This is a genomic window from Alphaproteobacteria bacterium, assembly GCA_040905865.1.
GTDB lineage: Bacteria > Pseudomonadota > Alphaproteobacteria > UBA8366.
In genome coordinates this window covers 38,735-63,003 of the sequence record JBBDQU010000002.1, presented here as the reverse complement: position 1 = coordinate 63,003, position 24,269 = coordinate 38,735, and the positions used below count along the sequence as shown (strand labels likewise).

Here is a 24,269-nt window from a genome sequence, read left to right as displayed (position 1 = left end):
TCATAAGAATCCTGTTCGTCCCTCAGCGCATTAACAATTTATGATTCAGCCCTGGGACGAAATCCGGCACGGCCGGCCCGACAAGTCGGGCGCGACTTGACCCCCCGTCCCCCCCGGCCTATATCACGCGCCGTGATCCGGTGGGGTGGCCGAGTGGTTAGGCAGAGGATTGCAAATCCTTGCACGCCGGTTCGATTCCGGCCCTCACCTCCAGATCGCCTGTCACGAGGGCAGCGCAACTCTTCTGTACCAGAAGGCTTTGCAATGCGGCAGGGTGTCTGATATAAGCGCGCGCGTATGTTGTCCGGGTAACCTCCGGGTGGCATGCCGTACTGATCCGCGGTAGCTCAGTTGGTAGAGCAGGTGGCTGTTAACCACCTTGTCGCAGGTTCGAGTCCTGCCCGCGGAGCCAATAAATTGAAGGGGTTAGCCTGTTTCGGGCTGACCCCTTTTTTCACCTGTAAACCACCTGGAATCCGTTTAATCACCCGACCAGCGGGTACGCATGCCGGCCTCAATTGCAAGTGCCGGTCAAATTTCGGAGGTCAGCGTTCGCGGGACCGTCACACGCCGCGACGCGATATCCGGCGGTCCCAGTTCCGGCTGTATACGCGTTGATCGCCTTCGTATGCGTCCAGTTCGGCCGTAAGATGGAAATGTTCCTCGGTGCAGTTGAGCCGCGTCCTGTTTTTCACGCGCGTTCGCCAGTCGCCGCGTCGCAAGCCACGCGTCGACCGGACTTCGGCGGAAATCGACTGAAAGTCGTCACCAACGGATGAATACCATTCTTCGGTCTTCGTCTCGTAGTCGATTTCATTATCCGAAATATGTTCCGTGCCGCCGTCGTCCACGACATGAAGCGTGTGGCGATCCTTGGCGAGATCGTAGATGACGTGCCAGTTGTGCTGCGTGGCGGATCGTTGCTCCACATGAACCGGTGGCGACGCCTCGGCGGGTTGGAATGCGATGCGGGCGTCGGCTGCACGTTTCGGGCGCACCGGCAGGTAGAGACGGCAGCCACTCGTGAATACGCGCAGCCTTACCGCTTTTGGCGCCGGCCAGATCAGGGGCCAGTAGCTGGTGGAAACGGCAAGGCGTATGCGATGCCCCTTCGGAAAGACCTGCGCCATATGGTTCAGCTGGATAGAAGTCCGATACTTGCGCCCGGTATCGATGCGGCGCAAAACGCGGTGGTCGTCGTCATGCGAAAGATTGCGTACGCCATAGCTGACGCGCGTTACCTTGTTGTCAGGCTGGACATCCGATATCCGCAACGCGACGACGGCGAGCGGTTGATCCGCCTTATATTCGAGTTCGACAATCGGTGCGCCCAGAATCTCGATATTCTCGTCAAGCCGGTCACTATCGAACACAAGCGCACCGCCATCCTCCTGGCGCTGGTCGTGGGGGAGATCGGGTGTTGCCGCATAGGAACACCATTTGCCGGCGAACAGCCCGTTCGTCAGCGGCGACTGCAGCGAAAGGGAAAAATCTTCATCGCGATCCGCCGCAATAGCCACCTGCTCCATCCGCGGCTCGTCGACGAGACGGCCTAACGAGGAAAGCGCATATGCCCTTGTTTCTATTCGCGGTGACGGCCATTCCGTTTCGCCGACCCAGCGGCCCGGGCGCGTTGCCGCGAGCGTCGTTGGCGGGATCGATTCCTGCATCCATGCCCGAACCATCGGCTCGTTCATGATACCGGTATCGATCCCCTTGAGCCACCGGTCCCACCAACGCAGACACTCCTGCAGGAAGCCAATGGCCGGTCCCGGTTCGCCGATGTGAGGATACTTGTGGCTCCACGGGCCGACCAGTCCCAGACGGGGGACCTGCAAATTTTCCATCATACGGAAAACCGCATTTGTGTATCCGTCCGCCCAGCCCGAAGCCGCCATGACCGGGCATTTTATCGCCGACCAGTCCTCACAGATCGAACCGTGCCGCCAGTAGTCGTCGCGATACTGGTGTTCCAGCCAGATTCCGAGCCACGGCTCGTTCGCCTCCAGTCGCTGGAACCACATGTTCCGCCATTTTTCACCAACATTGGCAGGGTCCGGTGGAAGCGAATTATAGGCAAACATCTGTGCGGCCCAGGATACGTTGTCGCCCAGCAGGCAACCGCCCATATAGTGAACGTCCTCGGCATACCGGTCGTCTGTCGAGCAGACGGTTATAACGGCCTTGAGCGCCGGCGGCTGACGCGCGGCAATTTGCAGCCCGTTGAACCCGCCCCAGGAAATACCGATCATGCCGACGTCCCCTGTGCACCAGGATTGCGACGCGATCCATTCGATTACGCACGCGCCGTCGACGAGTTCGGTTTCCAGATATTCGTCTCTCAGGATTCCTTCCGAATCGCCGCTGCCACGAAGATCGACCCTGATGCAGGCATAGCCGTGACCGGCAATGTATCGGTGCATCATAGAATCACGCCGAATCGTATGGTCGCTCTTGCGGTAGGGAATGTATTCCAGGATGGCGGGAACCGGGGAATTGCGCGCCATCTCCGGCATCCAAATGCGGGCGGCGAGCTTTGTCCCGTCCGGCATTTCAATTTCCGTGTGGCGGCATTCGGTTACGGCCAGAGCCAGATCTTCGACAAACCTCATGGCCGGATACCTTTTGCGGATGTCCCGGCCGGTTGAAATTCGAAGTGCAGGAAATCCTTGCTCGCTTCGAACTTCTCAATCAGTTCCTTCTCGTCCCGTCCACCGACGAAAACATCGGCAATTTCGTAGCTGTAGCTTTCCTGTTCGGGCAGGTCCGCAAGCAATTGGCCGGGCGCTATCTTGACGTCGACACGAACATCCGGCATCGCCCTTTCAAGCGCGCCGAGCGAAGCCGCATCAGGAACACTAGTCGACCGGCCATTTTCGAATATCCGAATGAAGAACTTTGCAGCGACGGCAAATTCGCCCATGCCGCTGTCCCAGCGCGGCGAGCGGCCGAGAGCGAGATCGACCGGAATCTGGAAGTTCGATTGGCCATCGACTTTGTAGAACAGGTCGGCATGAGACTGCGAAACCCGCGAATTCACCTCAACGACGTCAATCCGCCCGGTGCTGTCGTCGTGGAAAAATTCAATATTGAAAGGACAGTTGTCGTAGCCGAACCGGCGCATGATCTTTGCCGTCTTTTCTTTCATGCGCGCAATAGTCTGTTCATCGAGCGCCGATGGGTACTGATAGCGCGAGAAACTGTGCTCGTTCTCGAGGCGCAGGGAGTCGACGACGCCATAGACGAAAATTTCGCCATCCTGAACGTAGCCTTCAAGCGTAACCTGATCGCCGTGCGATATTATTTCTTCGGCAATACACAGGCTTGCGCCTTTTTCCGCCAGCCGGTCCGGAAGATCGACATTCTCCATGACATACCGGAAGGGAGTTGTATGCGTACGAATGCTGCTGCGGATTTTCTCGAGGGCATCCTGGAATTCCTCCACGTTCCTGATTTCGAAACCGAGTATCGATGAATGACCGACGGCGGGCTTCACCCAGAACGGGAAATCGAGCGTGACGTCGCCCAGCGGATCGTCGTCGAAGGGATAGAATGGGGCGAACTTGGGCGTGTCAACGACCGCAGCCTGTTCTTCGCGGCTCCAGACCTTGTGTTCGCACTTTATGACGCTTTCCACGCTTGCATAGCGAAGGTTGGCGTCGCGGGCGAGAAAGGGCGTTAGTGCGGAAGACGGAAAGTCCCAAAAAGTGATAATCCCTTCGACGCCGCCGGAAATACCGTTTAATCGCTGCAACCCAAGCTGCAGACGCTCCGCGAAAGGGTAGGACTGCTTCTGGATTGCCGTTTCGTTTCGGTCGAGCACCGGAACGAAGCAAATTTCTTCCGCGTCGCGAATAGTCTCCAAGAGATACTTTTCGTTGAAATTATCGTACCCGACGACGGCCACGTTCTTTTTCATTGTCAATGTACCGGCTTGTTTTTCGCTATCTCTTCTGGGTAAACGAAAGCCGATTTCATCGGTTCCTTCCCGAACGCCGGAAGGCCATGCCTAGCGTGATTCAACAAGATAGACCCGCGGCGGAATGCGGACCAACGGACGCAGCGGCGCGTCCCTGGCATTGATGCCGTGGCCGGTGCCGGCCGCCCCCCTAAGCCGCGGTGATCGGATCTCCCTCTATGGATGTCGATTCTCTGCCATCAACGCCGATCGGAACATCCCCGACCAGAGTCGTTCGATAGAATTCACGGTCGAAATCCGAATCGAATATATCGCGCGGCGCCAGGTGGCAGGCCGACCGGTTGTCCCAGAATGCAACGCTGCCGGGCTCCCACTTGAAGCGTACGGTAAACTCTGTCCGCACGAGATGTTCCCACAACAGTTCGAGGATGACCTGGCTCTCGCGTAGCGATAGCCCCGCGATCGATTTCAAATGAATTGGTCCGGCGTAAAGGGCGCGCTCGCCGGTTTCGGGATGAACACGGACGAGCGGATGCTCGGAGACGAGGGTGCGTCTTTTAAGCATATCCTCGTAATTCTTCTCTGCCTTGACCTCCTGGGGCGGCGCGTTCCGGTGAATACCGCGCAGACCGTCGACAAACGCCCGCATTGTCGGTGAAAGCGCGTTATAGGCCGCCACGAGGCTCGTGAACTGCGTATCGCCGCCATAGGGCGGGACAACGACCCCGCGCAGAATCGAGGCCATGGGCGGATTAATGGCCGCCGTGAGATCGGTATGCCAACCGGTCCACGGCCGAAGCAGGACCTGCTCCTGAAAATGGTTTGCCGCACGGTGCTTCGATATCGGATAGATTTCGGGGAATTCACCATCCCCGCCATAGACGACATGACCGGGCGTCAGGGCGCCGAACTGGCGTGAAAAGTCGATGTGCTGGCGATGCGTCATCGGCTGATCCCGAAAAAAGACCACCTTCCACGTCAACAGGGCGGCGCGGATATCGCGCACCTGTTCCGGCGGAAGCGGGCGCGACAGATCGACGCCGCGAATTTCTGCGCCAATATGAATGGCTTGCGGGATAACCTCAACTGACGACGGAGCCGATACAGTATTTTGGGCCATTGCATCCGTTCGCATCTTTAGCTCCCCTTATTGCTGCCGGTCACTGAAAGCAGACGACCGAACGTCAAACTGGAATTCTCATGCGTCATTTTCGCGACCGAACGATATACATGGCATTTCGCCGACATGGCCTCACAGCGAGATCAAGACAGGCACTTCTTCAACGCCCCCGCCCTTTTACTCAAAATGCTGGGCCGAGATCGCGGGGTGGTAGATCGGCTGGATGACATTGCCGGCCGGGTCCTTGATATGGAAGCTGCGCGCGCCATCCGCGTGATCGTGCGGCCGGTCGATGACCGGCACGTCAATCGACTTGAAATAATCGTACCAGGCGTCGAGCGTTTCCCGGCTCTCCACGATGAAACCGAAATGGTCGAAGACGTCGCCGCTTTCAGGGTCCGACTTGGCGCGGGCCAGCGACAGGTTGTCGTTGCCGCAGGTGAGATACACCAGGTTTTCGTTGGCGCGGTTTAGAAGCGTCATCCCCATCACATCGATATAGAACTTCTCGCATTCCTCCAGGTTCTTCACCCGGAAGGCGACGTGGCGAATGCCGCGAAAGGCTGCTGGACGTTCAGTCACAATTGGCTCCAATTCTGCTTTTTAAGGACCGGCCTGCCGCCCCTCAGGCCGCGGCCTCGATTTCGTTCGAGCCCGTTGGCCGGTAGTCGCTGGCATAGGGATCCCGGTCGGTCGGGGCGAGTTCGCTGGCCGGATCGCCGGCGATGCGGTTCGCCTGCAGGATACGGGTTTCATTGAAGTCATAGGGCATGGCGCGATGCATGACGAAGCGGTTGTCCCAGACAACGAGGTCGCCCACGGCCCATTTGTGCGAGTAGACACGCGGCGGCCGGCAGGCGAAATCGACCAGTTCGTCCACCAGCTTCACCGCCGCGTCGTCCTCCATGCCGGGAATCCGGAAGATGTGGCGGCCGATGCAGAGCGACTTGCGCCCGGTGACCGGATGGGTGCGGACCAGCGGCCGCAGCGGCGCGCCCTTGGTATGGTAACCGTAGCCGGTGCCGGTCGGAACCTTGTGGCCGATCTTGGCCTGGCTGGCATAGAGCGAATGGAAGCCGGACAGGCCCGCGATCCGCTTCTTCATGGCATCGTCCAGCGCGTCATAGGCGGCGCGCGTATCGGCGAATTCCGTACCGCCGCCGCTGGACGGGATTACATTCGCCTGCAGCAGCCCCGCCTTGGCCGCGAGCGGCATATAGGTGCTGTCGAGATGCCAGCCCTCGTTGCCGCGCAGCTGCTTGAAGCGGGTTTCCTCGGGCGAGAAGACCTTGCCGGCTTCCTTTTCGTTGCTGATATAGACCGTCTGGCCCTCGGAGCCGGGGCGCGTCACCTCGATCTCGCCGAAGCGGCAGGCGAACCGATACTGATCCTCGGGGCTCAACCCCTGCCCCGGAAAGACCAGAACGCCGTATTTTGGAAACGCATCCTCGACGATTTTCCAGGTGGCGTCGTCCAGGGACGCAAGATCGATATTCGTGATCACGGCGCCCAGAGTGGCGTCGCAGGGTGTGATAACCGGTGCCATGACAACCTCCCGATAGCTGCAGTACGTATGAAGCGAAGCCGCATTATGAGCCCGGTATCACGGTCGCGGCAAGTCCCGCCCTAAACGGCAATCGCCCGCGCGTCTTTCAGGAAGTGCCGGTTGACGGCGCTGTCCGGCCGCGCGGCGAGGCGTTCGTTGGCCATGGAGCGGGCAACGCCCGGCAGGCCGGCGCGGGACGCTGCCACGGTGAGGGTCCAGTCGACGAGGTCGCGCTGGGCGATGCTGCCGCCAAGCCGCCAGAGGTCGACCCGGACAGACAAAAGACGCTCGGCGGCGTCGGCATAATGCCCGTCGGTGAAGTCGGCCATCGCCTCGGCGACCGGCACCGCCAGCTTGCCATAAGCCGGCGCGAGTTCGCCGCCATTGGCCGCCGTCTCCCGCATCACCGCCAGATGGCTGTCATAGGCGGCGCGTTCGCCGGCGCGCAGCGCGGTCATGGCGTAGTGGACATCGTTGAACGGGCTGGTGCGGCCGTTCGCCTTGCCCTGCCATTTGGCGAAGACCGGCGCCCACCGGTCGCCTGCCTCGCAACCCAGCGTTTCCAGCCGCCAGAGCAGCGCGGTCGGGTTGCACATGCTGGTGCCGACCGGTCGGACATACTGCGCGACCTCGTTATCATAGATAGCCAGCGCCCTGTCGTACTGGCCGAGTTCCACGTGGTAGAGCGACTTGTGCCACCAGATGTGCACCCGGTTGGCGTTTTCCGGCGTGTCCCAGAATTTTTCCCGGCTTTCCATCCAGTCGATCCCCTCTTCGGGGCGGCCGGTCATTTCCAGCACATGGGAAACGCCGTGATGCGGCCAGTAACCATACGGCTCGCGCTCCGCCGCCTCGCGCAGAATGGCCTCCGCCTGCGCGTAGTCGCCCGCCTCCTCCAGCCCGAAGCCGTAGAAGGACAACATGATGCCGTAGCCCGGCTGGTTGTCGGACCAGAACGGCAGCGCCCGCGCCCCGCGCGCTGCGGCAAGGTGAAAGCGGCCCTGGAAATTATCGATGCGCAGCGCCGATTGCAGGCCGACAAGGTCATGCGGATAATCCATCAGGTGCCGGTCGAGCACGACTGTCGCGGATTGCCAGCGCCCCTCCGCCGTATGGCGCAGCGCGGCCAGCAGGGCCTGTTCGCGCGCATTCAAGCCGGAGGCGTCCAGCGCCGCGATATGGCTGCGCGCCTGGGCGACGAAACCGGGATCGTTCGATACCGCCAGCAGCCAGCCGCGCAGGATGGCGGCCATCGCGCAATGCGGCGAGTCCGCCTCGACTTTCGCCAGGATCGTATTGGCGTCGCCGTAATTGAGCGTATAGGCGCGCACGGCCTCGTCGAACAGCGCCGCCGCCGCCGCGCTTGCCCCCGTAAGTTCGTGCCCCTGTGCATCGCTGGCCATGATGTTCTCCCGTCACATTCCGTTTTCCGCATGCTATGGTGCATGCCGCCGGCGCGCGGCGCAACAACCGACCCTGAGAGAGAATGTCGCAGCCATCACTGGTTGCTGAAGAGAAGATGCCGGGGAAAACAGAAATCCGCGAAAGTCTGCCGGGTGATATGGCCCGGATCGGGACACTCTATCCGGACGCCTTTCCCGAAGAGGACCTGCTGCCTCTGGTGCGAGACCTCCTGCAGGAAACGGCACTGGTTCTCTCGCTGGTCGGGATCGTCGACGCATCCCTGGCGGGGCATATCCTATTCACGACATGCGGCATGGACGGGAAATCCGACAAACTCGCACTTCTGGGACCGCTCGCCGTCGCCCCTGCCTGCCAAAGGCAGGGGATCGGCAGCGCACTCGTCCGCGCCGGTCTGCAACGGCTGGAAAATGCCGGCGTGACACAGGTCTGCGTGCTCGGCGACCCCGCCTATTACGGGCGTTTGGGCTTTATCCCGGAGGAGGATGTCACACCACCCTATCCCCTGCCGGATGAATGGCGCGGGGCCTGGCAATCGATCAAGCTACGTCATGTCGAGCTGCCGTGCCGGGGCAGGCTTGTCGTACCGCAGCCATGGCGCCAGCCGGCCCTTTGGGGAGCCTGAACCCGGAAGCAGGACTCCGAACAGGTCTGCGGTAATTTTCCGTCAGTCGTCGCGCGGGATCTGGCGGTCGGCCGCGCCGAGATAGCCGCGGTTCCAGGTCGGGGTGATGTGGATTTCGTTCAGGCAGACATGCGGCGGCATCCGGGCGATGAACAGGATTGTTTCGCCCACATCCTCTTCCTGCACCATGCGCGCGCGGTCCTCCGCGCTGGGCGGCGACGGGCGCAGGTCGAGGATTTCCGTCGCCACCTCGCCCGGGCACAGGGCGCAGGCGCGGATGCCCATGTGGCAATTCTCGAAATTGATGCTTTCGCTCATCGCGTTCAGCGCGGTCTTGGCCGAAGTATAGGCGATGCCCGACACGCCGCCGACCCGCTGGCTCGCCATCGACGAGACATTGACGATCAGCCCGTCGCGCTGCTGCCGCATCACCATGAGTGCCGCATGGGACACATTGAACGCGCCGTTCAGGTCGACATCGACGATGGTGTGCCAGTCCTCGCTGGTGATGTCGCGCCAGCGCCGCCGCGGCCGGTTCAGCCCGGCGGAATTGACGAGGATATCGATCCGGCCGTGCCGTTCGACGATCCGCGCGGCGACGGCATTGGCGGCCTCGCTGTCGACAATATCCAGCGGTTCGACCTCCGCCGCCCCGCCCGCATCGGCGATCCGCCGCGCCACGTCTTCCAGTTGCGCCACCCGGCGGCCGGACAGGACCACCGCCGCCCCGGCCCCGGCCAGCGCAATGGCTCCAGCCCGCCCGATGCCGGTTCCCGCGCCGGTTACCCAGGCGATTTTCCCCTCGATGGATTGCATGCTGCCCCTCCCTGCTTTGCATTGTCGACCGGAGTATACGAGTTACGCAAGATGCTGAACCACCCCGGCCACCTGCTCGGCACCGCGCGGATGGAAACGGATCCGCAAACCTCGGTGGTCAACGCATGGGGCCGCTGCCATGATGTGAAGAACCTGTTCATCGTCGATGGCGAAATCCGGATTACCTCAGGCGGCGTGAACCCCACCTGCACGATCCATGTGCTGGCGCTGTATATCGCCGTCAACATCAAGAAGCGGCAGGCCGACGCGACGCTGTTCGATTGAGGGGCGAGTCTTCGTTACGAAAACGGATCAATGACGTCCACGCCCAGCGCGTCGAAGTCCCGGATATTCCGGGGAACGAGCGTCAGGTCGTGCACCAGCGCCGTTGCCGCGATCATTGCGTCTTCCAGCAGCGTATCGGATTTCCGGTGCTTGAATTGCGCCCACCGGCGAAAGGCAGCGGCATCCATGGGGATGATGCCATAGGCGCCGGCAACCTGATCGAGCCATGCTTCCAGTTCGAATGCCTTGGCTTCGTCCTGCTCCCGCGTCCATTCTATACCTGCCTGGATTTCCCCAATGGTGACGGCGGACAGAAACAGTTCGTCCGCCGGCACATCTGCAATCCAGTTCAGCACCGCCTGGTGCGGCCGGGGGCGGCGCAATTCCGAGACGATATTGGTATCGAGCAGATACACAGGGTTACCGTAAATCCGGCGGTGCGCGATGACGGTGCGGCTTGCGGGGTGGCGTCAGCGCCTCCGTCCGGGCCTCCGGGGCGAGCAGCAACTCTTTCAGATCGGGGCGGGCGAGTTTCTCCATGCGACGCCACTGGTCGATGGGCACGAGCACTGCGGCTTCCTTGCCGCGGCGTGTCACGACCTGCGGCCCTTCGGCGAGCGTCGCGTCGAGAAAGGCGCTGAAATGGGCCTTTGCGTCCTGAACCGGCCATGTCCTGCCCATGGAATCCTCCGCCCTGGAATGTTCCTGACCAGATATATGACCAGTTCAGAGTGATAACAAGAGCGGCCCCTATGCGTTCTCCTGCTTCGCCATCCGGTAGATCGTCGCCGGGCGTTCGTCCATATGGCCGCCGGCCGCCATCACTTCCTCCTGGTCTTCCGGCGCGTAGAAGAAATCGCCGGGGCGGAAGTCGTGGCCGAGGTCGCCGAGCAGCCGGCGCTGGCGCGGGGTGCATCTGTCGAACAGCGATGTGTAGGGCGCGGCAAAATCGTAGGGCCGCATGAACATCTGGCAGTAATTGTACAGCAGCGTCTTGCGCGCCTTGCCGGAACCGTTCGGCGACGGGCCGTGCCAGATCGCGTGCGGGAAGACATAGGCGTCGCCGGCTTTGCCTAGCAGCGGCACCGCGCCCGCCGCATGCGGATTGGGGATGCGTTCGGCGCGATCCGGGAAGGGCCGCATATGGCTGCCGGGGAAGACGGTGAAATTGCCGCTGTCCGGTTCGGTCACGTCGGTCAGCAGGTACATCACCTTGACCGCCAGCGGGCGGCTGGTTTCGGTGACGCGGATCGCGCGCTGCGCCTCGCCGCCATCGGTATGGGTGTAGCCGGGGAAGGTGTCGGTGGACGCGCGAACGATAGCCTGGCTCATCGAGAACTGGATATAGGGGCCCATCAGGTCGAGGATCAGGTCGAAGATGGCGGGCCGGTCGATCAGGTCGATGAACGCCTGGTGGTAGGGCAGCAGATCGCGCCGGTCCATGAAGGCGTCGAGGTTCCTGTCCGCATGCGGCGCCCATTTGTAATGGCCGCGCGGCAGCTCCTTCGGCGCCGGCTCGTAGCCCGGCTGCTGGCGCACATCGTCCAGCAGGTTTGAGAAAAAATCGACTTCGGCGGGGCTCAGCGCCCCTTCGAGTTGCAGGTAACCGTCCACCGCCCATTGCTCGCGCTGCAGGTCGGTCAGGGTGCGCGTCGTATTGGCCAGCATGGTCTTCTCCCTCCCGGAAACGAAGGGGCAAACGGTAGCAGCGGCCCGCCCGGCTGAAAAGGCCCTTGCGCGCTGGCGCCGGTTCGGAAGGTTTCGTTTGCCCTTCCCGGGAGACACGATTAGGTTAGGCCCGTCATTGGGGAGTAGCCGCCCTCGGCTTCAGAGGGGGATGCGTCAACAGACTTGAGCCTTGGCTCATGGTGCATCCGGCGATTGGCCTGGCGAGACCATTGGATTCGACTGCTTTCCCGGGGGGCCGGGTGGGGCGGCGAGCCAACGGTCATGTCCATCCGGCCCCCCTCTGGTGTTCAGATGGAAGCCCTGATCGTATCGGCAACGGTCGTCGCAATTGCGGAAATCGGCGACAAGACGCAACTGCTCGCCCTGGTGCTGGCGGCGCGGTACCGCAGGCCCCTGCCCATCATTTTCGGCATCCTTGTCGCGACACTGGCCAATCACGGGCTGGCGGCCTGGGTTGGTTCGCTTGTCGCGGACTGGCTCGGCGGCGACTGGCTGCGATGGATTATCGGCGTGTCGTTCCTCGCCATGGCCGTCTGGATCATGGTTCCCGACAAACTGGATGACGATCGGCAACCGCCTGGCCGGTTCGGCCCGTTTCTGGCGACCCTTGTTTCATTCTTTATCGTGGAGATCGGCGACAAGACACAGGTGGCCACCGTCGCCCTCGCCGCCCGCTTCAATGACCTGCTGCTGGTAACTTGTGGCACGACCCTTGGCATGATGCTGGCGAATATTCCTGCCGTGCTGCTGGGAGATGTGGCCGCGACCAAGGTGCCGCTGAAGCTCGTCCACGGCATTGCGGCGTGCATTTTTGCCGTACTTGGCATAATGGCGCTTGCCGATTTTGGCGCGGTATTCGCCAGGAATTAAAGCAACCCATAATTATTCAGCGCGGCGGCGACACCCGGCGGATGCGGTTGTTCTCCGTATCGCCGATATAGAACGACCCGTCCGGCCCCACCGCCACGCCGTGCGGGCGGGCGAGCATGGCCTGCACCGCCGGCACGCCATCGCCCGAATAGCCATGGGCGCCGGTGCCGGCGATCGTGCCGACCCGGTCCGCCTGCCAGTCAATAAACCGGATGGCGTGGTTTTCCGTATCGACGACCAGCACATTGCCGGCGCCGTCCAGGGTCATTTCCTTGGGCCGGTCGAAAATCGCCGAAGCCGCCGGGCCCCCGTCGCCGCCATAGCCCTTTTCGCCGCTGCTCGCGACCGTGGCGATTGTGCCGTCCGGCGTCACCAGCCGCAGCGAACTGCCCTGCCGCTCCAGGATATAAACCGCGCCGTCGGTCGGCCGCACCGCCACCGCGCGGGCGCCGAAAACAGAAGCGGCCGTCGCCGCGCCGCCATCGCCGTCATGGGCGGCCGCACCGGTGCCGGCAAAGGTCGCGATAATGCCGCTCGCCATGTCCACGACCCGGACCCGGTTATCGGCGACGTCGGCTATATACATGCTGGCGAAGTCCCGGGAAAAGACCAGGCCGTTCGGTTCCGCCATGCCGGCACGGTTTGCCGGCCCGCCATCGCCGGAAAACCCGGCCGCGTCATTGCCGGCGAATGTGGTCACGACGCCGGTTACGCCGTCGATCCGCCTTACGGCGGCATTGTGCCGGTCGGCGGTGTAGATAGCGCCGTCCCGGCCGACCGCCAGACCGTAAGGCTGGTTGAATTGGGCCTGAAGGGCGGGCCCGCCATCGCCCGAATATCCCGCCTCCCCTGTCCCGGCGAGGGTCGTGATGACGCCGGTCTTCGCGTCCATCCGGCGGATGCAATGATTGAACGTATCGGTGAAAACAAGGTTTTCCGCCTTGTCGAAGACCACATCGAAGGGATTGTTCAGCGTGGCGTCGGCGGCCGAGCCGCCATCGCCCGCATAGCCGGCTGCGCCATTGCCCGCGACGGTTTCGATGATCCAGCCCGCATAACCGGTTCCCTGTTCCATGTCGGTTCCCCTAGTCGCGCGTTTTCGGTAGCTGGAAATTGGCGTTGCGTTCGATCAGCTTGACCATCTCGCTCAGATCGCCACTGCGCAAACCGAAGGCCAGCGCCTGATGCAGGGTCTGGGCCGCCGCGCTCCCGACCATCTGCGGCACGTCCAGCCGTTCCGCTTCCTGCTGCCAGAGATGCGTATCCTTCTCGTTGATATACATCGGCGCTTCCATGTCGAATTTCCGGTTCATGATGAAATTCGGGATCTTGGTCAGCGTCGCGCTGTTCTGGCCCGTGCCCGCGTTGAGCACCGCCAGGACCTTCTCCGGGTCGACCCCGCCCTTGGCCGCCAGCACCATCGCCTCCAGCCCGACGATCAGGTTGGTCATCGACATGATGTTGTTGCAGATCTTGGTCAGCTGCGCCTGCCCCACCTTGTCGCCGACATAGTGGATATCCCGGGCAAAGGATTTCAGCATCGGCTCGGCGATATCGAAGACCGCCTGCGGCCCGGAAGCAATGACAGTGATATCAGCGTTACGCGCCCGCGCCACCCCGCCGGTGATCGGCGAATCCAGCACGCCCACGCCCTTTTCCGCCAGCACCCGCTCGATCTCGGTGATCGCATCGCTGCCCATCGTGCCCAGGTTGACGAATGTCTTCATCTGCCGGCCGCCGATCACGCCATCGGGTCCGGTCACGATGGCGTGGAAACTGTCCAGGCTCGGCATGCAGGCGAAGACGACATCCGCTTCATCCGCGACCGCGACCGGCGACGCCACGACCCGCGCCTGACGGTCCGCCAGCGGCTTCGTCGCCGCCGGGTTGATATCAAAGACGACCAGCGACCGTTCCTGCTCCAGCAGATTGGACGCCAGCGGCAATCCCATGCTCCCGGTGCCGATAAATCCTGCTTTCATATTCTCCCTCCCACGCGCCCCAAGAAATAGATCCTGCCTGTCAGGATCGCCGCCGGCACCCGCAATAGCAATATGCAATCATTTTCCGAAATCCGGGGTAGCCTGATTCCGACCAGGCCGCGTCGCGGAACCTATAAGAACATATATTGAACACCGGTAGAAGTTCATGCATATTAAAACGACAACGATACGATAAGGAATCGATCAAAGAGAGTATCCTAGCGATGGAAAAGGCAATTGCTATGAAACTGTTCCCGCACCACGTGGCGCTGATTTGTGGCGCACTCCTGATGACAGGATGCAATACGGCGTCGATGACAGTTGCCGCCCCGGCATTCATACAGCCCGTGCAGATTGACACGCCTGCGCGGAATCAAGCCACGTTTGCTTTGAGCAAAATCGTCGCGAATTTGCAGCGCGGCGCGGTAGTCGGCCGCTTCCCGGCAGGGGGCGTCAACGGTGTCAGCGGCACTTTATGCAATGTAACGACGACGGGTGAAGGCATTATCAGATGGGGTTCCAGGACATCGGAATTTGGCAACTGGCACACTGAACTGCGCGAAGTATTCCATGAAGCCCTGTCCCAATCCGGGTTGAACATTGCCGGCGACCCGAAGGACCTGTTTGGCCAGAACACGGGTGGGCAGTCAGCCGAATATCTGATCGGTGGGCGTATCACGAATATCGCCAGCAATATCTGCCAGGTCTACAACTGGATGGGCGGCTATCCGGTGGACAAATTTGGCGGCGAAATGTCCATCGATATCGACTGGACTGTCTTTTCCACTATCACACAAAGGGAAGTCCTGACATTCAGTACACAGGGCTACTATCAGGAAAGCCGGACGAGCCGCGACGGCGTATTGCTCCTGTTTCACGGCGCATTCGCCCAGGCGACGAAAAATCTTCTGGGCTCCAGGGAATTTGTCGGCATCGCGCTTCGCCAAGACAGTCCGGACGACAGGATCGCTCAATTCCAGGGCGAAGACATATCGATTGCCGTCCGTCCTCTGGCGCATGCCAGAATTCAGGACCAGCCCGATTCCATCCTTTCGGCCGTCGCGACAATTCGGACCGGCCAGGGTCACGGATCGGGTTTTTTCGTTTCGGAAAACGGGTACCTGCTTACAAATGCCCATGTCGTCGGGAAAGTACAGAATATCGGCGTGGTACTCAGCAATGGCCTGGAAATACCGGGCAGAGTAATACGCCGGATGGAAAACCCCGATGTCGCGCTGATTTCGGTCGCTTTGCGAGTCCCCAATGCACTGCCGATACGATTGGAACCCGCAAAAAATCTTGAACGGATTTATGTTGTCGGTACGCCAATTGACGAAAGCCTGCGGTCAACCGTGACATCGGGAATCGTGAGCGGCACCCGGAAACTGGGATCGACCAGTTTCATTCAGGCTGACGCCCCCATTTCGCCGGGGAACAGCGGCGGGCCACTTCTCGATGAATTCGGCAATGTGATCGGACTCAGCGTTGCAAAAATTGCAATCCCGGGAAGCGAGGGCCTCGGGCTTTTTGTTCCCATCGCCGACGCCCTGAACGCCCTCAGGATACGAACCGATGCCGCACCATCCTCTTAGGAACGGCGTCGCGCCCGGTTATAGCACATCAGGTTCCATTCAAACCTGATGTGCTATAACCTTCAATAAGATAGAACAGATTCACATGGTTGTTGGATCGCCCACGGCGATTCCAACCAACCATGATCTGATCAATAGCCACTGTAATCACCCTCGCGCTTTTCGCGGAAGGCCGCAACGGCCTCAGGATGATCGACCCCGGCGCGGGCGATGGCGATATGCGAGCTGATCAGATCGAAGCTGGTCATCATGTCGGTGTTCAGGCCCTGCGCCACCGCACGCTTGATCAGCCGGATCGACAGGGGCGGCATGGCGGCGATGCGGCCCGCCAGCTTCCGCGTTTCCGCCATCAAATCCGCGTCCGGATAAACATGGTTCACCAGTCCCAGTTCCAGCGCCTGGGCTGCGTCCAGGAATTCCGCCGTCCATAACAGCTCCAGCGCGCGGGCCTGCCCGACGATCCGGGGCAGGAACCAGGCGCCGCCGCCGCCCGGCAGCAGTCCGATTTTGGCATAGGTCTCCGCGAATCGCGCGGATTCGGCCGCCACCCGGATATCGCAGGCCAGCGCCAGATCCATCCCGCCGCCGGTCGCCACCCCGTTTACGGCGGCGATGACCGGTTTCTCGAACCGCGCCAGGCGTTTCGGGAATGCCTGGATATCCCGCCAGATCCGGTCCTTGGTGACATGGGGTCGGTTATCCGCCGCCTCCCCCATCCGGCTGACATCGCCGCCGCTGCAGAAACCGCGCCCGGCGCCGGTCAGGATAACGACCCGGACGTCGTCACGGGTATCGCACTCATCCAGCGCGGCGACCAGCCCGTGCAGCATTTCGTTGGTGAATGCGTTGAGCTTCTCCGGCCGGTTCAGGGTCAGCGTCGCGATACCATCGGACACTTCATATCCAAGATTGTCTGACATGTTTCTTTGCTCCGGGAGGTTTTCGAATTCCGGTCACGTCCAGTTTCCGGATTCAACGCGGGTAAAAAACCGCGCCAGTGTTTCGTTAAACAGGACCGGCTCCTCAAGATTCGCCGCATGACCGGTATCCGGCAACACCGCCATGGCGGCGCGGGGCATGGATTTCGCGAGGAAACGGCCCGGGGCGAAACAGGGTTCGTCCCGGTCGCCGAACAGGACGAGGGCAGGAACATCGACACCGCCGAGTTGGTCCTCAAATTCATATCCGGACGGCCGCACCCGCAGGATGCCGAGCGCGGTATTGATCGACCCGATGGCCGAATGCTCCGCCACCATCCGTTTGAATTCGGCCCAGCCTTCCGGGTCCTTCCGTTTGAAGGTCAGGCGGGTTGCGCCATTCGCGTAGATATCCGCGAAGGCGGCCATGCCTTCATCCGCGATCCGGCGTGCGCCCACATCATGTCCCCGCCAATAACTTGCGCGATCCGCCGGGTCGAAGCCGTTTCCGGTCGCCGCGATCACGAGGGCGGACGCCATCTCCCCGCAGTTCAGGCCGAAATGCATCACCGCCGCGCCGCCCATCGAAAGACCGACCACATGCGCCCTGTCGACCCGCAGGCCGCGCAGCACATCGCGGATGTCCATCCAGGCGCGCTCCTGCGTGTAGGCCGCGAAGGCCTCCGGCACATCCGATGGCGGATAACCCCGCGCGTTGTAGGCGATACAGCGGTAACGGCTGCTGAAATACGCGACCTGCGGCCGCCAGCTGCGGCAGTCACCACCGTATTCATGAACAAAAATAAGGGGATGACCGTCCCCGGTCACTTCGCAGTGAAGGTTGACACCGTCTGAACTGCGTATCTTGAGCGTTTCGGACATGGTCATCCCCGGCTCCCTTACTCTCAGGGTTTCACGCTGGAAAATTCGTCCATCGCCTCGCAGCGGGCCGCGAGGGCCGCAAGGTCGGGGAACTTCTCCAAGACGCCCAGGTTCGGCCGCACCCGGTTGGCAAAGCCCAGCGCAACGGTGGCGCTGACATCCGCCTGGCTGATCCGCTCGGTGCCGGCAAGCCAGCCTTTTCCCGCCGCCCTGGCGATTCCGTCGAGATGGCCGAGGCCGCCCAGCACCTGCGCCTCGTTATGTTCGACCCAGGGTTCATGGACCTTTTCCGCCGGATGGAAGCGGTACTCGTAATAGGCCCAGACCGCCTTGTCCATCGAACCGGTGGCGACGGCGGTCAGCTGCATGACCTTGCGCCGCGCCGCACCGCTTGCCGGAATCAGCCGCTTCGTATCGCCGGCGATTTCATCCAGTGCATCGAGAATCGCATAGCTTTCGACCAGCGGTTCGCCATCATCCAGCACCACCGTGGGCACCCGCACCAGCGGATTATGCTTTCGCACCGCATCCGGATTGTCGAAAACCGCGATCGCTTCATGTTCCCAGTCCAGCCCCAGAAGGTTGAGACTGGCCGCGACCCGCCGCACGAAGGGCGAGCCAAATCCGCCAATGAGTTTCATGATCTTGATTCACCTGTTCTGTTGATGTCTGCTCTCTGGCGTAAAACTAGCCACTCGGACAGGACGCGACAATCTCGCTGACCAAAACAGAGGAAGCCAAAATGAAATACGGATTTTATCTGCCGACCCGCGGCGAATCGGCGACGAGCGACGCGCTGACCGGGCTGGTCCAGGGTGGTGAACGGCTTGGCTTCCATTCGGTAACGATTGCGGATCACATCGTCTTTCCGACCAAAATCGATTCGAAATACCCCTATACCGTCCAGGGCGACTTTCCCGGCGAGGGCGATGCCTTCGAACAATTGACCCTGATGTCCTTCATCGCGGCCAAGACCGAAACCCTGCGCATGGTCACCAGCGTCATGATCGTCCCGCACCGTAATCCGGTTGTCACGGCCAAGATGCTGGCGACGATAGACGTGCTGTCGAAGGGACGGGTCACGGTCGGTGTCGGCGTTGGCTGGCTGCGCGAGGAATTCGAGGCACTCTCCGCGCCGGATTTCACAAAACGCGGCGCCGCCACGAACGAATACCTGGAAATTTTCCAGAAGCTGTGGACACAGGACCCCGTCAGCCATGATGGCGAATTCTATTCCTTCAACGAACTTCGCTGCATGCCGCACCCGGTGCAGAAACCATACCCGCCTATCTGGATCGGCGGCCACAGCAAACCGGCGCTGCGCCGGGCGGCGAAATACGGCAATGGCTGGCATCCGGTGGGATCGATCGCCGCCGTGCCGCTGCCGCCGGAGGAATTGCAGGTCCATATCGACGAATTGAAACGGATGACCGAAGCCAATGGCCGCGATCCGGACGCCATGACGATCTGCTACAAGACGCCGCTTTACGATGGCGGGCGCGCGCCGGCGGGTACGGACCGCAAGCCTTTCTCCGGCGCACCGGAACAGATTGCCGAGGACGTGCGGGCCTTCCAGGCGGTCGGCGTGTCGGAGATCGTCTTCGACTTCCGATCCCCGACGATGAGGGAAAGCCTCGACCGGATGGAGGCGTTCGCCGCCGGGGTCATGCCCCTCACGCAATAATCTCTCTACAGGTGCGGCACCAGGATCTGCCGCACCACCTCACCCCGGGCCAGCTTGTCGAAACCTTCATTGACATCGTCGAATCCGATGCGCGCGTCGATCAGCCGGTCGACCGGCAGGCGGCCCTGCTGGAACAGGCTGATGAAACGCGGCACGTCCCGCACCGGCACGCAGCTTCCCATCGAACTGCCCAGGATGCCGCGCTCCTCGCCGACCAGTTGCGCCGGGCGGAATTCAAAGGTCTCGGTCGATCCGGGGATGCCGCAGGCGATCAGCTGCCCGCCGGTGCGCAGGATATTGTAGCAGGTCTCCATCGCCGCGATGGCGCCGGCGGTTTCCACCGCGAAATCGACGCCGCCGCCGGTCAGCTTCATGACCTCCGCGACGCAATCCGGGCTCTTCGCATTGAAGGTATGGGTGGCGCCGAGCTGACGGGCCAGGCCCAGTTTCAAATCCGCGATATCGATGGCGATGATCTTTTCCGCCCCGCCCAGCTTCGCGCCCAGCACGGCGTTCAGCCCGACGCCGCCGAGCCCGACCACCGCGACAACATCGCCCGGCCGCACCCGCGCCGTGTTGGTCACCGCGCCGACGCCGGTCATGACCGCGCAGCCGAAGATCGCGGCTTCGTCCAGCGGCAGGTTCCTGTCGACCACGACGACCGTGCCGCGATCCACCACCGCGTATTCCGCCATACAGGAAATGCCCGAATGATGCGACACCGTTGTGCCATTCAGCGAAAGCCGCCTGCCGCCGCCGATCAGGCCGCCCGACGCCTTGGCCCTGGCCGATACCTCGCACAGCGCCGAGCGTCCTTCCAGGCAGCGGCGGCAGCGACCGCAGCTTGTCCGGAACTGGAAGACCACATGGTCGCCGACCTGCACGTCGTTGATGCCAGCGCCGACCTCGACGACTTCGCCGGCGCCCTCATGCCCCAGCACCATGGGCAGGACACGCGGCGTATGCCCGTTGATGATCGACAGGTCGGAATGACACAACCCCGCGCCGCCGATCTTGCAAAGCACCTCCCCCGCCTTCGGCGGATCGAGATCGACTTCCTCCACGCGCAACGGGCGGCTTTCGGCATAAGGCGCGGCAAGGCCCCCTTCATACAACACGACGGCTTTCATTTTCATGGGTCGGATCCGGTCTGAAATTACGCAACGGCCCGCATGATGCCGCCCCGCCCCAACGCTGGCAAGGCGGCCGCCCCGGTTAGTCCCCGGCGGCGCTCATTCCGGCGATATAACCCCAGGTCAGGCAGGGCCCCAGTGTCGTTCCCGCGCCGACACCGGTCGATCCGAAGGAATTGGCCATCACATTGCCGGCGGCATAGAGCCCCGGTATCGCGGTGCCGTCCTCGCGCAGCACCTGCGCCTTCTCATTGGTGCGCGGGCCGCCCTTGGTGCCGAGGAAACTCGCCTTGAACGGCATCGCGTAGAATGGCGGATTTTCAATCGTTCCCAGGGTCGGGTTCGGCTTGTGGCCGGGATCGCCGCCCCGGTTGCGGTCCCAGATCGTGCCGCCGCGACCGAAATCGGCGTCGCTGCCGATCCGGGCGAATTCGCTGAACCGCCGCGCGGATTCTTCCAGCCCCGCCGGATGCACGCCGATCAATCCGGCCAGCTCGGTCAGCGTCTCGGCCCGGAAATGATTGCCCGGCACCGACTTGTTCGGCAGCGCATGGGGATATTTCGCGGCAAACTGCCCGTCATAGATCCGCCAGGCCGGCAGGTGCAGAGGGGCGCCCGTTGCCGGGTCCCGCTCCGCGAAGGCCAGCCCGATATTCATCTGTTTTTCGTTGACGAAGCGGCGGCCGTGCCGGTTCACGATCATGGAATGCGGCAGGAAATAATCGGCGGCAGGCTGGCCCTGGACGCGGCCTTCATAGGTGACCGGCGTCGTCCCCATGATCAGCGCCTGGTCCATCCGGTCGAGTTGCGCGCCGGCTTCCGCCGCCATGCGCTGCCCGTCGCCGGTATTGGTCGAGGGCGTCGCCGTCCATTCGACGGGGCCGGGAAAATGCTCCGCCATCATTTCCGCATTCCATTCGAAACCGCCGCTGGCCAGGATCACCGAACCGGCTGCTAGGCTGACTGTTTCGTCATCGTGCAGGACCTCAATCCCGGTAACGGCGCCGTTTTCCTGCACAAGCCGCCGGGCCGCCGCCTCGGTCCAGACCGTCACGCCATGATCCAGGCAGCCTTTCAGCAACCCGATGGTCAGCGCGTTACCGCGCACATGCCGGCCGGTCCATTTGCGCCACAGCAGCCTTGGCAGCAGGGTCCGCATCCCCTTCTTCGGATTGGAATAGAAGTGCCGGTCGACCACTTCCTCGTAATTGATCCGCAGGTCGATGGTCGGCCGCCGCACCTTCGCCGCCCAGTCGCCGAGGATCGCGATCCGGATCGGCGCGGGCGAGACGTTGCGGCCGAACGCCATGCCGCCTGGCGCTTCGGCATAGGGGTCGGGATCGCGGTTCGGCGTGAATCGCGCCGGGCTGTGGGTTTCGACGAATTTCAGCATCTTCGGCGCGTGATCCACGAAGGCCGCCCAGAGCGGCTCTTCAGTGTTGTGCCAGCCCTCAGGCGACACGGCGCGGATGTATTCCAGGACGGCTTCGCGTGAATCGCTGACGCCCAGCCGGGCCATGTGGTGATGGCCGGGGACCCAGATGCAGCCGCCGGACATCGCGGTGGTGCCGCCAACGACCGGCGCCTTTTCCAGCACGAGCACCCGCCTGCCCTTTACGGCGGCCGCCAGCGCCGCGCTCAGCCCCGCCGCTCCCGTGCCGACGACAATTATGTCAAACCGGTTTTCCGCCGCCATCCCCGTACAGCCTCCTCCGCACCCGCCGCCTTGCCGGCTTTCGACCGGAGGCTAGAACACATCAGGTTTAAAGGGAACCGCTGCAGGGTCCGTCACTGGCAGCCCCTTGCCCCCGCGGGTTTTCCCCATGAGAATGGTTGGCGATCAGATCCGTACAGGCCCGCGGCGGAAGGACAACCGAACATGCCCCAAATCATTCTCAACGGTATCAGCCACAATTTCATTTTCCAGGGCCTCGACGGCGACCCTGTCCTGACCCTGGCGCATGCGCAGGGCTTCACCATGGACAGCTGGGCGTCGCAGATCGCCTGTTTCCGCGACCGCTACCGGGTACTGGCGCTTGATCTGCGGGGTCATGGCGGCACCGCAATGGCCGGCAAGCCCTATCGGATAGAGGATATCGCGCGGGATATCATCGCGTTGCTCGATCTCCTGAAAATCGACAGGACCCACTATGTCGGCGCGTCGCTGGGCGGCATGGCGGGATTCGCGATGGCGCTGGATCACGCCGAGCGGCTGCGCAGTGTCTCCTTCGTCACCACGCAGGGCGTCCTGCCGCAGAGCAGCATCGACGGACAGAAGGCCGCCACGGCCGTCATGCGCGAACAGAGCGTCGATGCGCGCGCCGATGCCGTGCTGGAACGCTACCTGCGCAAGGGATTCCGGGAAGACGAACCGGAAAAATATGCGGAACTGCGCCGGCAGTTCACCGCCAACCCGGTCGAAGGCTATGCCGAAGCCGGCGACGCCATTTTCGCCATGAATTTCGACCCGCGGATCGGCGACATCCGCGTACCGACCATGGTTATTGCCGGCTCCGACGATATCGCGACGCCGCCGGAACGCATGACCCTGTACCGGGATGGCATCCCCGGCGCCCGGATGGCGACCATCCCGAACGCCGGGCATATGCCCTATGTCGAGGAAGCCGACGCCTTCAACAAGGTGCTTGCCGGCTTCCTCGATTCATTGCCCCGGAACTGAACTGTCAGGCGCAGGCGAGCGCGTAGACATCCTTCACGAAAGGCGGCAGGTCGAATTCCTTCCAGGTCCTGCCGCCATCCTCGGTTCCGAAAACCTGTCCCTTGCGGGCCGCGCAATAGACCCGGTCCGGGGTCTGCGGGCTGGCGCCGAGGATCATCAGCGTGCTGTTCATGGTCACGCCCTTGTCGAAACGTGTCCAGGACTTGCCGAAATCCTTGCTGCGATACAGCGACCCCGAAACGCCCCGGGCTGAATCGCTGAATGCGCCCAGCAGGGTTTCAGGATCATGCGGAAACACCTTCACGTCACGGCAATAGGTCAGTTCGGAATGCTTGCCGATCCCCATTTCCGCCCAGGTGTCACCTTTGTCATGGCTGATGAACAGGCCCATGCGATTGGCCAGAATGACCGTGCCGGGATGGGTCGGACTGATGGTCAGCGAATGCGAATCCATCATGCCTTCCGTGAAAGTATTGCTGCCGATTTTGCTTTTCAGCCGGTCCTGGCTGTTGGCCAGATCGATCAGCCCGCCACTACAATCGGTCCAGGTTTCGCCGCCGTCAAGGCTGCGAACAATGCCGGACACTTCAAGGCCGACATAGATTTCGTCCGTATTGGCCGGATCGGCAGCCATGCGAATGACGCGGTTCGGAAAGCCCATATCCACGAATCCTTCCGGCTTCGGCACGTTCAGTTCGCGGAATGTCTCCCCGTCATCGTCGCTTTTGTAAACGGTGGTGCCTTCGGTCCCGACATACAGTGACTTTTCGCCAATCGGCAGAATTGACCAGACCTTGCGCTCCTGACCCGGAAGCCCCTTGTGCGCCCAGTTCTGACCGCCATCATCGCTGCGGTAAATTCCGTCCTGCGCCCCGACATACACCTTGTCCGGACCGCGAAATGTAATAAACCGAACCTCCAGATCGTCCGGCAGGCCATCCGAGACGGGTAGCAACTTTCCCGCGTCACGATCCAGCCGGAACAGGCCTTGGGTGACGGCGCCATTAGCCGCCTTGTCCCAGTATGCCGCGCCGACAAATACGGTATCCTTCATAATATCCCCCCAGGTGCCAACCGAATAACCATTCCCAAAAGACTACTGACAAC

The 24,269-nt window shown here is 62.1% G+C and carries 23 protein-coding genes, 2 tRNA genes, 1 pseudogene and 1 riboswitch; of the genes and pseudogenes, 8 read left to right on the top strand and 18 right to left on the bottom strand.

Annotated elements, in window-relative coordinates; translation table 11 throughout:
• Window positions 1–139 precede the first annotated feature (139 nt).
• Together WD767_00580 and WD767_00575 are read left to right on the top strand one after the other, a co-directional pair.
• Window positions 140–213: transfer RNA gene (locus WD767_00580), tRNA-Cys, on the top strand.
• Between the two features lie 123 nt (window positions 214–336).
• A tRNA-Asn gene (locus WD767_00575) sits at window positions 337–412 on the top strand.
• 151 nt (window positions 413–563) lie between these two features.
• Here WD767_00575 and WD767_00570 read toward each other — a convergent pair.
• The 6 genes from WD767_00570 to WD767_00545 all read right to left on the bottom strand — a co-directional run bounded on the left by WD767_00570 (window position 564) and on the right by WD767_00545 (window position 7,988).
• Window positions 564–2,612: a CocE/NonD family hydrolase gene (locus tag WD767_00570; protein ID MEX2614567.1), complete on the bottom strand. Its 2,049-nt coding sequence runs from the start codon at window positions 2,610–2,612 to the stop codon at window positions 564–566.
• Window positions 2,609–3,919, bottom strand: a complete 1,311-nt coding sequence (locus tag WD767_00565) for an ATP-grasp domain-containing protein (protein MEX2614566.1) — start codon at window positions 3,917–3,919, stop codon at window positions 2,609–2,611. The genes WD767_00570 and WD767_00565 overlap by 4 nt, the downstream gene beginning before the upstream one ends.
• 190 nt (window positions 3,920–4,109) lie before the next feature.
• Window positions 4,110–5,039, bottom strand: a complete 930-nt coding sequence (locus WD767_00560; GenBank protein MEX2614565.1) for a TauD/TfdA family dioxygenase — start codon at window positions 5,037–5,039, stop codon at window positions 4,110–4,112.
• Between the two features lie 177 nt (window positions 5,040–5,216).
• Window positions 5,217–5,621, bottom strand: a complete 405-nt coding sequence (locus WD767_00555; protein MEX2614564.1) for a VOC family protein — start codon at window positions 5,619–5,621, stop codon at window positions 5,217–5,219.
• Between the two features lie 43 nt (window positions 5,622–5,664).
• A complete protein-coding gene (locus WD767_00550; protein ID MEX2614563.1) occupies window positions 5,665–6,585 on the bottom strand; it encodes a TauD/TfdA family dioxygenase in 921 nt (306 codons plus the stop codon).
• Window positions 6,586–6,665: 80 nt separating this feature from the next.
• Window positions 6,666–7,988, bottom strand: a complete 1,323-nt coding sequence (locus WD767_00545; GenBank protein MEX2614562.1) for a tetratricopeptide repeat protein — start codon at window positions 7,986–7,988, stop codon at window positions 6,666–6,668.
• Between the two features lie 116 nt (window positions 7,989–8,104).
• Between WD767_00545 and WD767_00540 the strand changes: the two genes are divergently transcribed.
• Window positions 8,105–8,632, top strand: a complete 528-nt coding sequence (locus WD767_00540; protein MEX2614561.1) for an N-acetyltransferase — start codon at window positions 8,105–8,107, stop codon at window positions 8,630–8,632.
• A gap of 42 nt (window positions 8,633–8,674) precedes the next feature.
• On the opposite strand, the gene WD767_00535 is transcribed toward WD767_00540, so the two are convergent.
• On the bottom strand, window positions 8,675–9,448 hold the full coding sequence (locus WD767_00535) for an SDR family NAD(P)-dependent oxidoreductase (protein ID MEX2614560.1): 774 nt from the start codon (window positions 9,446–9,448) through the stop codon (window positions 8,675–8,677).
• 69 nt (window positions 9,449–9,517) lie between these two features.
• Here WD767_00535 and WD767_00530 point away from each other — a divergent pair.
• Window positions 9,518–9,733, top strand: a pseudogene (locus tag WD767_00530) (GMC oxidoreductase).
• A gap of 14 nt (window positions 9,734–9,747) precedes the next feature.
• Here WD767_00530 and WD767_00525 read toward each other — a convergent pair.
• From WD767_00525 to WD767_00515, 3 genes are all read right to left on the bottom strand, one after another.
• On the bottom strand, window positions 9,748–10,149 hold the full coding sequence (locus tag WD767_00525; GenBank protein MEX2614559.1) for a type II toxin-antitoxin system VapC family toxin: 402 nt from the start codon (window positions 10,147–10,149) through the stop codon (window positions 9,748–9,750).
• 4 nt (window positions 10,150–10,153) lie between these two features.
• Window positions 10,154–10,414, bottom strand: a complete 261-nt coding sequence (locus WD767_00520) for a type II toxin-antitoxin system Phd/YefM family antitoxin (protein MEX2614558.1) — start codon at window positions 10,412–10,414, stop codon at window positions 10,154–10,156.
• 69 nt (window positions 10,415–10,483) lie between these two features.
• Window positions 10,484–11,401 carry a phytanoyl-CoA dioxygenase family protein gene (locus WD767_00515; GenBank protein MEX2614557.1) on the bottom strand — a complete coding sequence of 306 codons (918 nt, stop codon included), beginning with the start codon at window positions 11,399–11,401 and terminating at the stop codon, window positions 10,484–10,486.
• A gap of 126 nt (window positions 11,402–11,527) precedes the next feature.
• A riboswitch (yybP-ykoY riboswitch) is annotated at window positions 11,528–11,697 on the top strand.
• Window positions 11,698–11,713: 16 nt separating this feature from the next.
• Between WD767_00515 and WD767_00510 the strand changes: the two genes are divergently transcribed.
• The gene (locus WD767_00510; protein MEX2614556.1) at window positions 11,714–12,292 is read left to right on the top strand and encodes a TMEM165/GDT1 family protein; all 579 of its coding nucleotides are present in this window, start codon (window positions 11,714–11,716) and stop codon (window positions 12,290–12,292) included.
• A gap of 16 nt (window positions 12,293–12,308) precedes the next feature.
• On the opposite strand, the gene WD767_00505 is transcribed toward WD767_00510, so the two are convergent.
• Entirely contained in the window at window positions 12,309–13,367 is a 1,059-nt protein-coding gene (locus WD767_00505) for a hypothetical protein (GenBank protein MEX2614555.1), read from the bottom strand.
• A gap of 10 nt (window positions 13,368–13,377) precedes the next feature.
• Window positions 13,378–14,274: an NAD(P)-dependent oxidoreductase gene (locus tag WD767_00500; protein ID MEX2614554.1), complete on the bottom strand. Its 897-nt coding sequence runs from the start codon at window positions 14,272–14,274 to the stop codon at window positions 13,378–13,380.
• Window positions 14,275–14,420: 146 nt separating this feature from the next.
• Here WD767_00500 and WD767_00495 point away from each other — a divergent pair, with 146 nt between their 5' ends.
• Window positions 14,421–15,866, top strand: a complete 1,446-nt coding sequence (locus WD767_00495) for a S1C family serine protease (GenBank protein MEX2614553.1) — start codon at window positions 14,421–14,423, stop codon at window positions 15,864–15,866.
• A gap of 131 nt (window positions 15,867–15,997) precedes the next feature.
• Here WD767_00495 and WD767_00490 read toward each other — a convergent pair whose 3' ends face one another.
• From WD767_00490 to WD767_00480, 3 genes are read right to left on the bottom strand one after another with little or no spacing between them, the layout of a single operon-like run.
• Window positions 15,998–16,786 carry an enoyl-CoA hydratase-related protein gene (locus WD767_00490; GenBank protein MEX2614552.1) on the bottom strand — a complete coding sequence of 263 codons (789 nt, stop codon included), beginning with the start codon at window positions 16,784–16,786 and terminating at the stop codon, window positions 15,998–16,000.
• A 33-nt stretch (window positions 16,787–16,819) separates the two neighbouring features.
• Window positions 16,820–17,671, bottom strand: coding sequence for an alpha/beta hydrolase (locus tag WD767_00485; protein MEX2614551.1), 852 nt, complete (start codon window positions 17,669–17,671; stop codon window positions 16,820–16,822).
• A gap of 17 nt (window positions 17,672–17,688) precedes the next feature.
• On the bottom strand, window positions 17,689–18,306 hold the full coding sequence (locus tag WD767_00480; protein MEX2614550.1) for a glutathione S-transferase family protein: 618 nt from the start codon (window positions 18,304–18,306) through the stop codon (window positions 17,689–17,691).
• Window positions 18,307–18,407: 101 nt separating this feature from the next.
• Here WD767_00480 and WD767_00475 point away from each other — a divergent pair, with 101 nt between their 5' ends.
• Window positions 18,408–19,349: a TIGR03619 family F420-dependent LLM class oxidoreductase gene (locus WD767_00475; protein ID MEX2614549.1), complete on the top strand. Its 942-nt coding sequence runs from the start codon at window positions 18,408–18,410 to the stop codon at window positions 19,347–19,349.
• A gap of 5 nt (window positions 19,350–19,354) precedes the next feature.
• Here the strand turns inward: WD767_00475 and WD767_00470 are convergent, their stop codons facing one another.
• On the bottom strand, window positions 19,355–20,485 hold the full coding sequence (locus WD767_00470; GenBank protein MEX2614548.1) for a zinc-binding dehydrogenase: 1,131 nt from the start codon (window positions 20,483–20,485) through the stop codon (window positions 19,355–19,357).
• Between the two features lie 79 nt (window positions 20,486–20,564).
• Window positions 20,565–22,178, bottom strand: coding sequence for an FAD-dependent oxidoreductase (locus tag WD767_00465; protein MEX2614547.1), 1,614 nt, complete (start codon window positions 22,176–22,178; stop codon window positions 20,565–20,567).
• A 183-nt stretch (window positions 22,179–22,361) separates the two neighbouring features.
• Between WD767_00465 and WD767_00460 the strand changes: the two genes are divergently transcribed.
• On the top strand, window positions 22,362–23,162 hold the full coding sequence (locus WD767_00460) for an alpha/beta fold hydrolase (protein MEX2614546.1): 801 nt from the start codon (window positions 22,362–22,364) through the stop codon (window positions 23,160–23,162).
• A 4-nt stretch (window positions 23,163–23,166) separates the two neighbouring features.
• On the opposite strand, the gene WD767_00455 is transcribed toward WD767_00460, so the two are convergent.
• The gene (locus WD767_00455; protein ID MEX2614545.1) at window positions 23,167–24,216 is read right to left on the bottom strand and encodes a hypothetical protein; all 1,050 of its coding nucleotides are present in this window, start codon (window positions 24,214–24,216) and stop codon (window positions 23,167–23,169) included.
• Window positions 24,217–24,269 lie beyond the last annotated feature (53 nt).

Excerpts from the sequence above, each read along its gene's own strand:
- WD767_00570 (MEX2614567.1), bottom strand. The coding sequence starts at position 2,612 with ATGAGGTTTGTCGAAGATCTGGCTCTGGCCGTAACCGAATGCCGCCAC.
- WD767_00565 (MEX2614566.1), bottom strand. The coding sequence starts at position 3,919 with ATGAAAAAGAACGTGGCCGTCGTCGGGTACGATAATTTCAACGAAAAG.
- WD767_00560 (MEX2614565.1), bottom strand. The coding sequence starts at position 5,039 with ATGGCCCAAAATACTGTATCGGCTCCGTCGTCAGTTGAGGTTATCCCG.
- WD767_00550 (MEX2614563.1), bottom strand. The coding sequence starts at position 6,585 with ATGGCACCGGTTATCACACCCTGCGACGCCACTCTGGGCGCCGTGATC.
- WD767_00545 (MEX2614562.1), bottom strand. The coding sequence starts at position 7,988 with ATGGCCAGCGATGCACAGGGGCACGAACTTACGGGGGCAAGCGCGGCG.
- WD767_00540 (MEX2614561.1), top strand. The coding sequence starts at position 8,105 with ATGCCGGGGAAAACAGAAATCCGCGAAAGTCTGCCGGGTGATATGGCC.
- WD767_00535 (MEX2614560.1), bottom strand. The coding sequence starts at position 9,448 with ATGCAATCCATCGAGGGGAAAATCGCCTGGGTAACCGGCGCGGGAACC.
- WD767_00520 (MEX2614558.1), bottom strand. The coding sequence starts at position 10,414 with ATGGGCAGGACATGGCCGGTTCAGGACGCAAAGGCCCATTTCAGCGCC.
- WD767_00515 (MEX2614557.1), bottom strand. The coding sequence starts at position 11,401 with ATGCTGGCCAATACGACGCGCACCCTGACCGACCTGCAGCGCGAGCAA.
- WD767_00510 (MEX2614556.1), top strand. The coding sequence starts at position 11,714 with ATGGAAGCCCTGATCGTATCGGCAACGGTCGTCGCAATTGCGGAAATC.
- WD767_00505 (MEX2614555.1), bottom strand. The coding sequence starts at position 13,367 with ATGGAACAGGGAACCGGTTATGCGGGCTGGATCATCGAAACCGTCGCG.
- WD767_00500 (MEX2614554.1), bottom strand. The coding sequence starts at position 14,274 with ATGAAAGCAGGATTTATCGGCACCGGGAGCATGGGATTGCCGCTGGCG.
- WD767_00490 (MEX2614552.1), bottom strand. The coding sequence starts at position 16,786 with ATGTCAGACAATCTTGGATATGAAGTGTCCGATGGTATCGCGACGCTG.
- WD767_00485 (MEX2614551.1), bottom strand. The coding sequence starts at position 17,671 with ATGACCATGTCCGAAACGCTCAAGATACGCAGTTCAGACGGTGTCAAC.
- WD767_00480 (MEX2614550.1), bottom strand. The coding sequence starts at position 18,306 with ATGAAACTCATTGGCGGATTTGGCTCGCCCTTCGTGCGGCGGGTCGCG.
- WD767_00475 (MEX2614549.1), top strand. The coding sequence starts at position 18,408 with ATGAAATACGGATTTTATCTGCCGACCCGCGGCGAATCGGCGACGAGC.
- WD767_00470 (MEX2614548.1), bottom strand. The coding sequence starts at position 20,485 with ATGAAAATGAAAGCCGTCGTGTTGTATGAAGGGGGCCTTGCCGCGCCT.
- WD767_00465 (MEX2614547.1), bottom strand. The coding sequence starts at position 22,178 with ATGGCGGCGGAAAACCGGTTTGACATAATTGTCGTCGGCACGGGAGCG.
- WD767_00460 (MEX2614546.1), top strand. The coding sequence starts at position 22,362 with ATGCCCCAAATCATTCTCAACGGTATCAGCCACAATTTCATTTTCCAG.
- WD767_00455 (MEX2614545.1), bottom strand. The coding sequence starts at position 24,216 with ATGAAGGATACCGTATTTGTCGGCGCGGCATACTGGGACAAGGCGGCT.